The 12,783-nt window shown below is 54.0% G+C and carries 16 protein-coding genes; 6 read left to right on the top strand and 10 right to left on the bottom strand.

Annotated elements, in window-relative coordinates; all coding sequences use genetic code 11:
• Positions 1–2 precede the first annotated feature (2 nt).
• Complete coding sequence (locus tag ABKW30_RS04165; protein WP_348596805.1) at positions 3–317, bottom strand: DUF2849 domain-containing protein; 315 nt, start codon at positions 315–317, stop codon at positions 3–5.
• Positions 318–335: 18 nt separating this feature from the next.
• Positions 336–1,796 (bottom strand): siroheme synthase CysG, encoded by a 1,461-nt coding sequence (gene cysG / locus ABKW30_RS04160; protein WP_348596804.1) that lies wholly within the window; start codon positions 1,794–1,796, stop codon positions 336–338.
• Between the two features lie 345 nt (positions 1,797–2,141).
• Between cysG and ABKW30_RS04155 the strand changes: the two genes are divergently transcribed.
• Positions 2,142–2,537 (top strand): VOC family protein, encoded by a 396-nt coding sequence (locus tag ABKW30_RS04155; RefSeq protein ID WP_348597611.1) that lies wholly within the window; start codon positions 2,142–2,144, stop codon positions 2,535–2,537.
• 6 nt (positions 2,538–2,543) lie between these two features.
• Here ABKW30_RS04155 and ABKW30_RS04150 read toward each other — a convergent pair whose 3' ends face one another.
• The 6 genes from ABKW30_RS04150 to rph are packed head-to-tail and all read right to left on the bottom strand — an operon-like array spanning position 2,544 to position 6,784.
• Positions 2,544–2,909 (bottom strand): YraN family protein, encoded by a 366-nt coding sequence (locus tag ABKW30_RS04150; protein ID WP_348596802.1) that lies wholly within the window; start codon positions 2,907–2,909, stop codon positions 2,544–2,546.
• Between the two features lie 8 nt (positions 2,910–2,917).
• Complete coding sequence (gene rsmI, locus ABKW30_RS04145; RefSeq protein ID WP_348597610.1) at positions 2,918–3,781, bottom strand: 16S rRNA (cytidine(1402)-2'-O)-methyltransferase; 864 nt, start codon at positions 3,779–3,781, stop codon at positions 2,918–2,920.
• Positions 3,782–3,841: 60 nt separating this feature from the next.
• Positions 3,842–5,008: a radical SAM family heme chaperone HemW gene (gene hemW, locus ABKW30_RS04140; RefSeq protein ID WP_348596800.1), complete on the bottom strand. Its 1,167-nt coding sequence runs from the start codon at positions 5,006–5,008 to the stop codon at positions 3,842–3,844.
• Complete coding sequence (gene rdgB, locus ABKW30_RS04135; protein WP_348596798.1) at positions 5,005–5,652, bottom strand: RdgB/HAM1 family non-canonical purine NTP pyrophosphatase; 648 nt, start codon at positions 5,650–5,652, stop codon at positions 5,005–5,007. The genes hemW and rdgB overlap by 4 nt, the downstream gene beginning before the upstream one ends.
• Entirely contained in the window at positions 5,649–6,056 is a 408-nt protein-coding gene (locus ABKW30_RS04130) for a VOC family protein (RefSeq protein WP_348596796.1), read from the bottom strand. The genes rdgB and ABKW30_RS04130 overlap by 4 nt, the downstream gene beginning before the upstream one ends.
• Before the next feature lie 11 nt (positions 6,057–6,067).
• Entirely contained in the window at positions 6,068–6,784 is a 717-nt protein-coding gene (gene rph, locus ABKW30_RS04125; protein WP_348596795.1) for a ribonuclease PH, read from the bottom strand.
• Between the two features lie 124 nt (positions 6,785–6,908).
• Here rph and hrcA point away from each other — a divergent pair, with 124 nt between their 5' ends.
• The 3 genes from hrcA to ABKW30_RS04110 all read left to right on the top strand — a co-directional run bounded on the left by hrcA (position 6,909) and on the right by ABKW30_RS04110 (position 9,530).
• A complete protein-coding gene (gene hrcA, locus ABKW30_RS04120; RefSeq protein WP_348596793.1) occupies positions 6,909–7,976 on the top strand; it encodes a heat-inducible transcriptional repressor HrcA in 1,068 nt (355 codons plus the stop codon).
• Positions 7,977–8,052: 76 nt separating this feature from the next.
• A complete protein-coding gene (gene grpE / locus ABKW30_RS04115; protein ID WP_348596791.1) occupies positions 8,053–8,766 on the top strand; it encodes a nucleotide exchange factor GrpE in 714 nt (237 codons plus the stop codon).
• Positions 8,767–8,876: 110 nt separating this feature from the next.
• Complete coding sequence (locus tag ABKW30_RS04110) at positions 8,877–9,530, top strand: trimeric intracellular cation channel family protein (RefSeq protein WP_348596789.1); 654 nt, start codon at positions 8,877–8,879, stop codon at positions 9,528–9,530.
• Here the strand turns inward: ABKW30_RS04110 and ABKW30_RS04105 are convergent.
• The gene (locus ABKW30_RS04105; protein WP_348596787.1) at positions 9,522–10,514 is read right to left on the bottom strand and encodes an adenosine kinase; all 993 of its coding nucleotides are present in this window, start codon (positions 10,512–10,514) and stop codon (positions 9,522–9,524) included. The genes ABKW30_RS04110 and ABKW30_RS04105 overlap by 9 nt on opposite strands.
• A gap of 180 nt (positions 10,515–10,694) precedes the next feature.
• Here ABKW30_RS04105 and ABKW30_RS04100 point away from each other — a divergent pair, with 180 nt between their 5' ends.
• Complete coding sequence (locus tag ABKW30_RS04100) at positions 10,695–11,411, top strand: sulfate transporter family protein (protein WP_348596785.1); 717 nt, start codon at positions 10,695–10,697, stop codon at positions 11,409–11,411.
• A gap of 9 nt (positions 11,412–11,420) precedes the next feature.
• On the opposite strand, the gene nth is transcribed toward ABKW30_RS04100, so the two are convergent.
• Positions 11,421–12,203, bottom strand: coding sequence for an endonuclease III (gene nth, locus ABKW30_RS04095; protein ID WP_348596783.1), 783 nt, complete (start codon positions 12,201–12,203; stop codon positions 11,421–11,423).
• On the opposite strand from nth, the gene ABKW30_RS04090 reads away from it, so the two are divergent.
• Positions 12,202–12,708 (top strand): DUF2244 domain-containing protein, encoded by a 507-nt coding sequence (locus tag ABKW30_RS04090; RefSeq protein WP_348596781.1) that lies wholly within the window; start codon positions 12,202–12,204, stop codon positions 12,706–12,708. The genes nth and ABKW30_RS04090 overlap by 2 nt on opposite strands.
• Positions 12,709–12,783 lie beyond the last annotated feature (75 nt).

The raw sequence follows: 12,783 nt of genomic DNA, 5'->3' as shown, positions 1-12,783 counted from the left end.
TATTAGGCAGCGTTGGCGCTGGTTTTCTCGGCCTGTTTGCCGAGATCAAGACGAATTGTAGGACCAAGTTGGCGGATGCGCTCGCGCAGACGGACCGGATAAAGGTTTGTACCGCGTTCTTCAACATCAATGACATTAACATCGATAACCAGATTGGATTTGATCGCCGCTTTACCGGCCTCTTCAAGTGCTGCTACGGCCTCAGCATGACGGGCGACAAGCGCACCATCAATCTGGTCAAGCCAGTCGCCATTGGCACCAAGCCAAACTGCTTCGCCATCTGTCAGGCGGTTCGCTGTTAAAACTTTGACACTCATGATCGTCGTCCTTGCGATTCAGACAGCTTGTGCTGTCAGGTGGCGTTGCGCCACAGAATTTTCAAAAGTTGCATTGCTTGTGGCAAGCGGCTCAGCCAGATGGATTGCGGCGCCGGCAACTGCATCGCCAATGACGACCATCACCGGGCCCTCCAGATCAGCCCGCTCTTCAAGCGCCGGCAAATCCTTCAATGTGCCATGGAACATGCGGCGCTCGGAGCGCCCGGCATTTTCGATAACAGCGACACCCGTATCCGCGTGCAAACCGGCCTGTATCAGACGGCTGGCAACGGAAGCGGCCACGCTACGGCCCATGTAGACGGCGATTGTTGCGCCAGAGATGGCGAGACGTGCCCAATCCGGCAAAACGTCGCCAGCCATGTCATGACCTGTGGTGAACACGAGCGAAGAGGCGACTCCCCGCAATGTCAGTGGCAGTTGCATATCTGCCGCGGCAGCAAAGGCAGAGGTAATGCCCGGAACAATTTCGAAGGCTATTCCGGCATCGCGGAGCGCTGCCATTTCTTCACCAGCGCGACCATAAACCAGCGGATCGCCGGACTTCAACCGGACAACGCGCTTGCCTTCGCGGCCAAGGGACACGAGAAGATCATTGATCTCGCTTTGACTCTTGGAATGGCAACCTTTGCGCTTGCCAACCGATAGTCTTGTTGCATCGCGGCGGCCCATGGCGACAACAGCTTCGGGAACCAGTGCATCATAGACAATTACATCCGCTTCCATCAAAACGCGATGAGCGCGCAGTGTCAGCAAGTCCTCAGCACCGGGACCTGCACCGACCAGCCATACATAACCCTTCGGTGATGCCTGATTTTCCAGCAAGTCTGCGGCAGAACCATGCGCAGCAACAAGATCGTTGTTATAAACATTGCTGGCCACATCGCCGGAGAAGAACGACCGCCAGAATATCCGGCGGGGCAATCCTTTTTTCACCAGCCGTTCGACGGCAGGCCGATAGGCGTTGGCCAAGCGGGCAAGATCGCCCAAGCGTGGTGAAAAGGCAGAATCAATACGAGCCCGGATAAGCTGGGTCAGAACGGGGCCCGTGCCTTCCGAGCCGATTGCGATGGCAATGGGTGCGCGATTGACGATGGCAGGCGTATAGAAATCGCAAAGGTCAGGACGGTCGACCACGTTCACCGGAATGTTCTGGCGACGAGCCTCATCGGCTATCGCCATGTCCTGGTCTTCATCGCCTGTTGCGACGAAGACCAGTTTTGCGCGGGTCAAATGCTTGGGAGCAAATTCTTCTGCAATATGGTCGTATTCGCCTTTGCGCAGGAACGCTGCTAATTCTGGCTCGGGTTCAGCGGCGACAACCCGGATGGTTGCATTGGTCTGCTCAAGCAGGCGGGCCTTGTTCAGAGCCTCTTCCCCATTCCCAATAACCACAAGCACCTCATTCCGCACACGGAAAAAGGCAGGAAACACAGATAGCTGGTTGGAACGAATGGTCATGAATCGAAGGTATCCCAATGGCTGAGGGAATTATCCGATATCAATGACAGGATTATAAGAAACAGAAGTGCGCCGTTTATCGTGCGTGAGCATAGAATTTCTGAAAAACCGGAGACAACCGGATTCTATTTCCATGTAACGCGCAATTACAGTCCCCATCGACCCGCCGGAGGGTTTCGATAAGGCACAGGTCAGCACTCCGCAAAGCAGCATTCTATACACGACTATTTTTATAGGGTTAAAACGTAATTGCAAGTTGTTTTTTATTTTTTAAAGAATGTCGGGACCCGACACCTTCGTTCGTCATTTGTGAGTAAGCTACCAAATGGAGAGGATGCTATCCCGATGCGTATGATTTTCGTAAACCTGCCAATCAAGAATCTTGCTGCTTCAAAGGCCTTTTTTGGCGCCTTGGGTTTCAGTTTCAACCCGGACTTTTCTGACGATAAAACCACCTGCATGATCATTGAAGAGAATATCTTTGCCATGCTGATGGAAGAAGACCGCTTCAAGGACTTTATCAATAACGGGATTAGCGACGCGACAAAATCCCAAGAAGTCCTTATCGCCCTATCGGCAGCCAGCAAAGAAGAAGTCGACGAAACACTCGCAAAAGCTCTCGCCGCTGGTGGCAAGGAATGGAAGCCGATACAAAATTATGAGGGCTTCATGTATGGCTGTAGTTTCCAGGATATAGATGGGCACGTCTGGGAATTGGTGCATATGATTCCGCAGGGATAACGGGCCTCAAACGGTAAAAACAGCCGGAACATGAACAGGCCATCGCCAAGGCAAGATCGCAACCAGATCGAAACGAAGCGACAGGCGGTCATGATCCGGTTGCCGGGCCAGCCATTGATCGGCAGCAGATTCAATGCGTTGCATAGTGAGCTGATTGACCGAATCCATCGCCTGTTGGAGCGTAGCCCGCGCTTTAACCTCAATAATGAGAACAACATCGCCACGGCGTGCAATCAGGTCGATTTCCCCAAGTTTCGTGCGATAGCGACGCCCTACGATCCGATAGCCTTTCAGCATCAGGGCCATGGCAGCAAAGCGCTCAGCAGAATGACCGCGGCGGTAGGCCTTGTGGCGCTTGCCCCGTTCGCTCATCGATTCCCTTATTTCATCGCCAACAGGCGTTGATACAGCTCGCCCTTTGGCCGCCCCGTCATGCGGGATGCCTCTCCCGCTGCCTTGGACGGCGACATTTCGAGACTGAGTGCACGCAGCAACGCATCAATATCGTCATCGCTTCGCGCAACATGCTCATCTTCTTTTGGTGGCCCGATAACCAGCACAACTTCGCCGCGAATACGGTCTTCGCCATCAAACTCTGCGGCCAGATCCTTCAAAGGCAAAGTTGTCACGGTTTCATAAGTCTTGGTAAGCTCGCGGCACAGCGAGCCTTGGCGCTCCGGCCCAAACACTTCCACCATATCGGACAGTGTGGTCGAGGTACGGTTGGGTGATTCAAAGAACACCAATGCCGCATCCAAATTCTTCAACTGCTCGAGTTTTGCCTTGCGCTGTCCCTGTTTTGAGGAAAGAAACCCAGCGAAATAAAACGCATCCTTGAAAAGGCCCGAAGCTGTCAACGCCGCCAGAACCGAGGATGCACCGGGAATTGGTACGACACGAATGCCGGCAGCCTTGGCTTCGGGAACAAGGCGTCCACCCGGATCGGATACCAGAGGCGTGCCCGCATCTGACACCAGCGCGACGCTTTTTCCGGCAAGGAGAGCTTCGATAAGCTTGGGCCCTGCCATCTCTGCATTATGCTCATGATAGGCATAAGGGCGGCGCGAAATGCCGTAACGATCAAGGAGAACACGACTGACGCGCGTGTCTTCGCATGCAATGACATCTGCAGCAGCCAAAGTCTCGATACCGCGAAGCGTCATGTCCCCAAGATTGCCGATGGGCGTCGCCACAATATAGAGCGCCGGTTCCAAAGGCCGGGCACGATAGGATGCGCTGCCGATCTGATAACTCCGGTCCTTATCGGCAGATTGAGTGTTTTCCGCTTCGGTCACTGCATATCCTCAAGCTGCCAGATCGGCGATAACCGCATTGAGCACAATCGCTCCTTCCGGCGTGGTCCTGATGCGGCTGTTGCCGATATATTCGATAAGCCCCTGCTCGGCCAAGGAAATCACCCGGCTTTCCTTGACGCTATGGCCGGTGAGCCGCTCATAACGGGAAAGATCGATACCTTCCACCAGCCGCAGCCCCATGAGCAGGAATTCATCGCCCTCTTGCTCGCCGGTCAAAAACTCTTCTTCAACAACGCCATGCCCATTGGCCTCAACCTTCTGCACCCAGGTCTCAGGGTGACGCTCGGTAATGGTCACAGAACGCGCGCCATTCTCAATGAAGCGTCCATGAGCACCGGGGCCGATACCGACATATTCGCCATAGCGCCAATAGACGAGATTGTGCTGTGATTCAGCACCCGGCACGGAATGATTGGAAATCTCATAGGCAGGCAAGCCATGCTTGGCAGTAACATCCTGCGTTTCGGCATAAAGCGCCGCTGCATGATCACCATCCGGAGTAACCAGCTTGCCTGCCTTCCAAAGGTTGTAGAACGGCGTACCCTCCTCAATTGTCAGCTGATAGAGCGACAGGTGATCGGCCGCATAGGAAATGGCCTTTGCCAGTTCCTCCCGCCACGCCTCGATTGTCTGGTCCGGCCTTGCATAGATCAGATCGAAGGACAGGCGGGGGAAAATCTCGCGTGCAAGTTTGATCGCAACCAAAGCTTCATCGACATTGTGCATGCGGCCAAGGCGGCGCAAATCCGGATCATTGAGTGCCTGAACGCCAAGTGATACGCGATTGACCCCAGCAGCACGATAGCCACGAAAGCGATCCGCTTCGACGCTGGTTGGATTGGCCTCCAGCGTAATCTCGATATCGTCCGGCACATGCCAGTTGCGGGCAATCTCGTTCAAAACGGAAGCGACAGTTTCGGGCTGCATCAATGATGGTGTGCCGCCGCCCAGAAAGATACTGGACACTTTGCGTGCGCCTGTTCGCTCCCGCATGGTTGCCATTTCACGGGCAAAAGCCGCAGCAAAGCGCGGCTGGTCTACCGCTTGATGCCGGACATGCGAGTTGAAGTCGCAATAGGGGCATTTCGCCATGCAGAAAGGCCAGTGGACATAGATCCCGAAGCCGGATTCGGATCTATGGTCGCTATGGTTCATGCAGCGTCCAGACAGTCTTTGGCAAACAACTGGAAAGCGCGGGCGCGATGGGACAAGGCCAATGCATCGCCGGGCTTCCAGCCATGCTTTTGTTCCGCCGTCATTTCACCGAAGGTGGTTTCATAACCTTCCGGTTTGAACACGGGATCGAAGCCAAAACCAGCTGTACCGCGCGGCGGCCAGACAATTTCTCCTTCCACTTCGCCGCGATAATAATTGGCTTCTCCATCCGGCCAAGCAAGGCAAATAACGGAAACAAACCGCCCGCCGCGCTCTTCGGGTTTAACAACGCCTTCTTCCTGAAGCGCGGTTTCAACCTTCTGCATACCGTATGCAAAGTCACGCTTGCCATCCGGCAATTCCGCCCAGTTGGCTGTATAAACACCCGGATTACCGCCCAACGCGTCTACACACAGGCCAGAATCATCAGAGAGAGCTACAAGGCCGGTGGCCTTTGCAGCAGCAAAAGCCTTGATGTACGCATTTTCTTCAAAAGTGGTGCCAGTCTCGTCCGGTTCGGGCAGTCCCAGCTCGGCGGCAGACACAACCTCAAAGCCAAAAGGGCCAAGCAGATCAATCATTTCATTGATCTTGCCTTGATTGTGGCTGGCAACCAGTAGTTTGCCTTTTTCCAGTGTTCTCATTTCAAATTCCATAGTTGTGGTTCAGCGAACTCCACGGAGTTACCCGAGGGATCGCGGAAATAGAGCGAATGTGCTCCGCCTGGCCAATCGAATTCGCTTTCGATTTCTATACCATGCTTTGTCAGATGGGATTTCCATGTCGCAATTTCATCCCGGGAAGCACGGAAACAAACATGACCCGGGCCTTTTGCACCATGTTTTGGAATGGGGAGGCCACCAACAGGCCGGTCTTTCAGCTTCTCCGCATTGAAGACGATAAGCACACCGGCACCGCAGGTAAAGAATGCTGATTCCTCGCCTGCCCGCAATATGCATTCCAGACCAAGCAGGCCGCCGTAAAACTGCGCCGCCACCTCGACATCATCTACATAAAGCGCTGTTTCCAATATGCCCGATGGCTGCATGGTCTCGCCCCTTAGCTGACTGCCATTTTCTGCAAGGAAACCAGCCGTGTGATGCCATTGCGCGCCAGATCCATAAGGGCGAGCAGTTCTTCCTGTGAGAACGGCTCGCCTTCAGCCGTACCCTGAACTTCGACAATGCCACCCTTGCCGGTCATGACGAAATTGGCATCGGTTTGCGCCGTGGAATCTTCGAGATAATCAAGATCGATAACAGGCGTACCATTGGAAATACCGCAAGAGATTGCAGCGACGTGATCTTTCAGAACCTTTTCCACTTTCAGCATCTGGCGTGTTTCCATCCAGCGCAGGCATTCGTGCAGAGCCACCCAACCGCCGGTGATTGCTGCGGTACGTGTACCGCCATCGGCCTGAATGACATCGCAATCGACAGTGATCTGCACTTCGCCCAGTGCCTGCAAATCAACGACTGCCCGCAATGAACGTGCGATCAGGCGTTGAATTTCAAGGGTACGCCCACCTTGCTTGCCGGATGAAGCTTCGCGGCGCATGCGATCGCCGGTTGAGCGAGGCAACATGCCATATTCCGCAGTTACCCAACCCTTGCCCGTGTTGCGCATCCAGCCCGGCACTTTTTCCTCAAGGCTGGCAGTGCACAGCACATGGGTATCGCCGAACTTGACCAGGCACGAGCCCTCAGCATGTTTGGAAACGCCGCGCTCAAAGTAAATGGCGCGCATTTCGTCGGGGGCTCGTTTGGAGTGACGCATGGATAGACCTCTTGTTGAAAAGCTTTCGGCCTTTTAACCGCGATGAGGTGATGAAGCAAAGGCTTTGATGATTCCGGCAAGAATGCTTATATCAGTGTTATAACCAACCGATAGATGAGGCACGATGAACAAGGCAGTCGCCCCGGAAGCACTTCAATCGCTTGATCAGAGGTCACGCGATATTTTCCGGCGTATCGTCGAGAGCTATCTGGGCGATGGCGAGCCGGTGGGTTCCCGCAACCTGTCGCGTATATTGCCGGTGGCCCTGTCACCGGCCACTATCCGCAATGTCATGAGCGATCTTGAGCATCTGGGCCTTGTCTATGCTCCGCATATTTCGGCCGGGCGCTTGCCAACCCAGCTTGGCCTGCGCTTTTTCGTCGATGCATTCATGGAAGTTGGTGATCTTTCTTCGTCAGAGCGCAATTCAATCGAAGCGCAGGTCCGTGCCGGTGATGCGCAATCCGCAGAAAATGTGCTGACGCAAGCAAGCCAGATTCTTTCCGGCATGTCACGTGGAGCTGGTCTTGTGCTTGCGACCAAGGTTGAAGGTGCACTGAAACATATCGAGTTCGTGCGGCTGGAGCCTACGAAAGCTCTTGCGGTTCTCGTTACGCAAAACGGTGACGTGGAAAACCGGGTCATCGACCTTCCAATTGGCGTAACACCTTCGCAATTGATCGAAGCATCCAATTTTCTCAATGCGCATATTCAGGGACGCACCATTACCGAGGCGAGGCAGGAAATTGCACGTCTCAAAGATGAGACGCAGCAGGCCCTCGATAGTCTCTCGCAGCATATGGTCAAGCAGGGCTTGGCAGTGTGGGGCGGCGATGGGGCAGGACAACCTGCACGTTTGATCGTTCGGGGCCGGGGCAATCTTTTGGAGTCAATTCACGCGGAAGCCGATCTGGAGCGTTTACGCCATCTCTTTGATGATCTGGAAACAAAAGAGGGTACGCTGCAACTGCTTGATCTGGCGGAAGCCGGGCCGGGTGTGCGTATTTTCATTGGATCGGAAAACAAGCTGTTTTCGCTTTCTGGGTCTTCTCTCGTGATCGCACCCTATCGAGATTCCGAACAGCGGATTATCGGCGCGCTTGGTGTCATCGGCCCGACACGGCTCAACTATGCCCGTATCGTACCAATGGTGGATTATACGGCACAACTTGTCTCAAGACTCTTGCGATAGAGCGGTTTGCACTTGATTTTCGAGCACTAAACCTCGATATCCAGCGCAACTTACGAATATAGGACGGACTGGATAGATGACTGACGACAAGAACAATCACGACACACCTGATCTCGATCAGCGCGATCTGAAGAATCCGCGCGATCGCGATGCGCTGAAACGCGCTGCCGATGATTTTCTGAAATCACGCAAGGCTGAAGAATACGCCCTGGCGAATGAAGATGAAGTCGAGGCAAATGCCCAAAATTGGGCTGAACTGGACAAGCTGCGCGCTGAAAATGGCGACTTGAAAGATCAGTTGCTGCGTCTTGCTGCCGATATGGAAAACCTTCGCAAGCGTACCGCGCGCGATGTGCATGATGCGCGCAGCTATTCGGTTGCGAATTTCGCACGCGATATGCTTTCGGTTTCCGACAATCTCAAGCGGGCGCTCGAAGCCATTCCAGCCGATGTGCTTGCGCAAGGCGATGCCGGGTTTAAAGCACTGGCCGAGGGTGTCGACATTACCGAGCGTTCGCTGATTTCGGCTCTGGAGCGTCATGGCGTCAAGAAGATCGAGCCGCAGGGCCAGAAGTTCGACCCGAATTTCCATCAGGCCATGTTTGAAATTCCGAATGCAGATGTTCCACACAACACGGTGTTGCAGGTAGCACAATCCGGCTATGTCATTGGTGATCGCATGCTTCGCCCCGCTCTGGTCGGCGTTTCCAAGGGCGGTCCCAAGCAGGCATCGGCTGAAGGTCAGCCCGAGCCGGGACCGATAAACCCGCAAGCGGAAAAAGACGCCTGATCTGAGGGCACACCAAATTAGAGCCACGTTTCCAAAGGGAGCGTGGCTCTTTTCATTTTAGCGGTAGCGTGCTGTATCTTCAGCCTAATTACAGCGTAAGGACACTGCCAATGACCATGATTCAGCTATTCAATTATGCGGGCGTGTTCGTTTTTGCAGCCACGGGGGCGCTAGCGGCATCGCGGCGGCAACTCGATATCATCGCCTTTGTGTTTCTGGCTGCCGTTACAGGTATCGGTGGAGGTACCCTGCGCGATCTGATTTTGGGCGTTCCGGTGTTCTGGGTGCAGGACCCAGGCAATCTGCTTGTCTGTACCGCAGCCGCCTTTATCGTCTACTTTTCAGCCAATCTGCTGGAATCGCGTTATCGCCTGTTGCTTTGGCTCGATGCATTGGGGCTTGCTGCCTATAGCGTTCTTGGCGCCGCCAAAGGCCTGGCAGTAGGTTTCGATTCAACAATCGCGGTTGTAACAGGGATTCTGACTGCAACCTTTGGTGGTATTTTGCGCGATATTGTTTCGGGAGAGCCATCAGTCCTGATGCGTCGCGAGATTTATGTCACGGCGGCATTGGCTGGCTCAAGCGCATACATACTCCTGTACAAGCTCTCCGTGGCACCCGAGATCGCCGCGCCGGTGGCTGCGCTCGCTGCGTTTTCTGTACGCGGCGGAGCGCTTTATTTCGGATGGATACTGCCCAACTATCACAAGCCGGGCCGCACTGATGAGGAACTCAAGCGCGATGGCTATATCCGTTCAGAGTAATCCGGCGCGCTCAGCTGCGATTTTGAGATTCTGCTGAGGACGCGGGCCGATCTGCTGAATTACCAGACCTGCTGTCAACGAACCGAGCTTCGCGCAATCAACCAACGGACGCCCGCTGGTATAACCGAACAAGAAGCCAGCAGCGTAAAGATCGCCTGCTCCGGTCGTATCCACCAGCTCTTTAATTTCGATTGCCGGAACCGAAACAGTTTCATCCCCTGACACAACGACCGAGCCTTTTTCGGAGCGGGTGATCGCTGCAAGTTTGCAGTCCTTGCGGATCAATTCGAGACCTTCTTCGAAGTCATCGGTCTGATACAAGGATTTCAATTCTGCTTCATTGGCAAATACGATGTCCACAGTGCCGGAACGCATGAGATCGAGGAATTCTTCGCGATATCTGTCGACGCAGAAAGGATCTGACAAGGTCATGGATACTTCGCGACCATATTCATGTGCGATTTTTGCCGAAAGGCGGATGGCTTCCTTGGCACGGGGCGGGTCCCAGAGGTAGCCCTCGAAGTAAGTCACTTTTGCTTCAGATACCTTTGAACTTTCCACATCTTCCGGTCCAAGTTCGATGCAAGCACCGAGGTAGGTATTCATCGAACGTTCGCCATCCGGCGTCACAAAAATCATTGATCGGGCGGTGGGCGGTGGGGCCTGCAAGACTCTCGTATCGAATGCCACGCCCTGCGAGCGGATATCATGGATAAAGACATGGCCGAGCTGATCGTCGGCAACCTTGCCGAAATAAGCGGCGCGACCACCGAGGCTGGCGACGCCAGCGGCTGTATTGCCAGCGCTTCCGCCCGATGCCTCGATAGCTGGTCCCATGCGCTCATAGAGAAATTCTGCACGATCGGCATCAATAAGGTTCATTGCATTCTTGATGATGCCGTTCTTCACGATGAAATCGTCATCGGTGCGGGCAATGATATCGACAATGGCATTGCCGATGCAAAGCACGTCATAGCTGGACATGAATTCTCCGGATTGCGAGGCCGCCTTGGCAGCGATTACACCTGTAAGCGAATATTCCGGAGCACTTCGTAGCGCGTCAGCAAAAGCTTTACTACCCCTTGTTTGGCATATGTTGCCTTGTCATCAACTGTTACCGACCCTATCTCGGATGCAGAGGTTCAACTGGAGTACGGAACGCCAATGATAGTCGAAAGCGCCCGCGCTGCAGCAAGTCATTTATTCAGACCGGAGTTTCGCGCTGTCCTGTGGAAATCGATCGGCCTGACAATTCTGCTTCTGGCAGGCGTCTGGTTTGGACTTCGGGAAATCTTCGAAGCTTTGGCTTGGCCTTTTGTCGACCAGATGATCCCCGAACTCCCCGCATGGACCGGATGGATCGGCTTTATTGCCGGAATTCTTGCAAGTTTGGGGCTGGCTTTGGGGCTGGCCCTTCTCATCGCTCCGGTGACTGCCATCGTCGCCGGGCTATTTCTCGATGACGTTGCTGAAGTCGTGGAGAAGGAAGATTATCCTCTAGATCCGAAAGGGCGTCCCCTTCCAGCATTTCGCTCCTTCATTCTTTCAGCAAAGTTCCTCGGTGTCGTTATTGTTGGCAACATTATTGCACTGCTTTTGCTGTTGATACCCGGCATCAACATTATCGCGTTTTTCGTGGTGAATGGTTATCTGCTTGGCCGCGAGTTCTTTGAGTTTGCGGCGATGCGGTTCCGCCCCGAAATGGAGGCAAAAGCCTTGCGCTCCAAGCACTCAACGACCGTATTTCTGGCTGGCCTGTTGATCGCAGCCTTCATGGCAATCCCGATATTGAACCTGCTGACACCGCTGTTTGCCGCAGCAATGATGGTCCACCTGCACAAGGCTGTTGCGCAGTCCGAGCCACCTGCTGCCGTACATTAGCAATATTCGTCAGAAGACCTGTGGCGGAAGCGGCACCAATAGCGCGGGTATTTCCGAAGTCTTTTCGGCAGCCTTGCAGATATCGGCGATAACACATGCCGGGCACTCGGGTTTGCGCGCTTTGCAGGTATACCGGCCATGCAGGATCAACCAGTGATGCGCATGATAAAGATATTCCGCCGGAATAATTTTCATCAATTTGTCTTCCACCTGCTCCGGCGTTTTACCGGGCGCAAGACCGAGACGATTGCCGATGCGAAAAATATGCGTATCAACAGCCATCGTAGCTTGCCCGAAAGCCATCGAAAGTACGACATTTGCGGTCTTACGGCCAACGCCGGGAAGCTTGACCAACTCGTCCCTGCTGTCAGGGACGACACTATTGTATTCATTGATCAGTGTTTGCGACAGGGTGATTACGTTCTTGGCCTTATTGCGCCAAAGACCGATTGTCCTGATGTAATCGCCGACTTTTTCTTCACCGAGTGCGAGCATCTTCTCGGGCGTATCGGCAATTTTGAAGAGAGCCCGCGTTGCCTTGTTCACACCGACATCTGTTGCCTGTGCAGACAGAACAACCGCTACAAGCAGTGTGAACGGATTGACGTGCTCAAGCTCGCCTTTTGGCTCGGGCCGCTGGACCGAAAAACGCCGGAAAATTTCATGGATTTCCGCTGCTGTATAGCTCGTACCGGCCACACGGCGCACCTTCGAGGAAACATTGTTGCTCACGTGAATCTGATCAACTTTACGCTTGGGATTTTCCATTTGCCTTCTATACTCAAACCCCATGAACCAAACAATCGACCCAATTGACGCTGGCGGCATCAACGAAGAAGAGATTTTCCGCGCTCTTCTCGTGCCGCATCGCTCGCTTGGAAAGACAGGCTTTCTCGTCCTTATGGGCGCGCTCGGTATAAGCAGTTTTGTAACAGGAATCTTCTTCCTGATGCTCGGAGCATGGCCGGTGTTCGGATTTTTCGGGCTTGATGTCCTGCTCGTCTATATTGCCTTTCGTTTGAACTACCGATCCGGGCGAGCACATGAGGAAGTCAGCGTTTCCCGTATTGCTTTGCAGGTCCGCCAAGTAGCTGCATCAGGCCGAACCAATCTGCACGAATTCAATCCATTCTGGACACGATTTCATGTGGCGCGCCATTCAGAAATTGGCATCACATCGATGCAGGTAGAGAGTCGCGGCAAAGCGCTGACTATCGGCTCATTCCTCAATCCGGATGATCGCGAAAGCTTCGCTTCCGCCTTTCAGAATGCCTTGGCGACGGCAAAAAGCCGGTAGTTGCGCCGCGTGCAAGAATCGGGTGGCGACAAAGGCCTATCGATGGTCATATAACCTCAACAACGAGGTGCAGAA

The sequence above is a fragment of the Phyllobacterium sp. SB3 genome, from assembly GCF_040009165.1.
GTDB lineage: Bacteria > Pseudomonadota > Alphaproteobacteria > Rhizobiales > Rhizobiaceae > Phyllobacterium.
The sequence above is the reverse complement of the archived record's forward strand: the minus strand, read 5'-3'. Positions and strand labels throughout refer to the sequence as shown.

Bases quoted from the DNA above. Each gene is read 5' to 3' on its own strand.
- ABKW30_RS04165 (WP_348596805.1), bottom strand. From the start codon at position 317: ATGAGTGTCAAAGTTTTAACAGCGAACCGCCTGACAGATGGCGAAGCA.
- cysG (WP_348596804.1), bottom strand. From the start codon at position 1,796: ATGACCATTCGTTCCAACCAGCTATCTGTGTTTCCTGCCTTTTTCCGT.
- ABKW30_RS04155 (WP_348597611.1), top strand. From the start codon at position 2,142: ATGCGTATGATTTTCGTAAACCTGCCAATCAAGAATCTTGCTGCTTCA.
- ABKW30_RS04150 (WP_348596802.1), bottom strand. From the start codon at position 2,909: ATGAGCGAACGGGGCAAGCGCCACAAGGCCTACCGCCGCGGTCATTCT.
- hemW (WP_348596800.1), bottom strand. From the start codon at position 5,008: ATGAACCATAGCGACCATAGATCCGAATCCGGCTTCGGGATCTATGTC.
- rdgB (WP_348596798.1), bottom strand. From the start codon at position 5,652: ATGAGAACACTGGAAAAAGGCAAACTACTGGTTGCCAGCCACAATCAA.
- ABKW30_RS04130 (WP_348596796.1), bottom strand. From the start codon at position 6,056: ATGCAGCCATCGGGCATATTGGAAACAGCGCTTTATGTAGATGATGTC.
- rph (WP_348596795.1), bottom strand. From the start codon at position 6,784: ATGCGTCACTCCAAACGAGCCCCCGACGAAATGCGCGCCATTTACTTT.
- hrcA (WP_348596793.1), top strand. From the start codon at position 6,909: ATGAACAAGGCAGTCGCCCCGGAAGCACTTCAATCGCTTGATCAGAGG.
- grpE (WP_348596791.1), top strand. From the start codon at position 8,053: ATGACTGACGACAAGAACAATCACGACACACCTGATCTCGATCAGCGC.
- ABKW30_RS04110 (WP_348596789.1), top strand. From the start codon at position 8,877: ATGACCATGATTCAGCTATTCAATTATGCGGGCGTGTTCGTTTTTGCA.
- ABKW30_RS04105 (WP_348596787.1), bottom strand. From the start codon at position 10,514: ATGTCCAGCTATGACGTGCTTTGCATCGGCAATGCCATTGTCGATATC.
- ABKW30_RS04100 (WP_348596785.1), top strand. From the start codon at position 10,695: ATGATAGTCGAAAGCGCCCGCGCTGCAGCAAGTCATTTATTCAGACCG.
- ABKW30_RS04090 (WP_348596781.1), top strand. From the start codon at position 12,202: ATGAACCAAACAATCGACCCAATTGACGCTGGCGGCATCAACGAAGAA.
- nth (WP_348596783.1), bottom strand. From the start codon at position 12,203: ATGGGGTTTGAGTATAGAAGGCAAATGGAAAATCCCAAGCGTAAAGTT.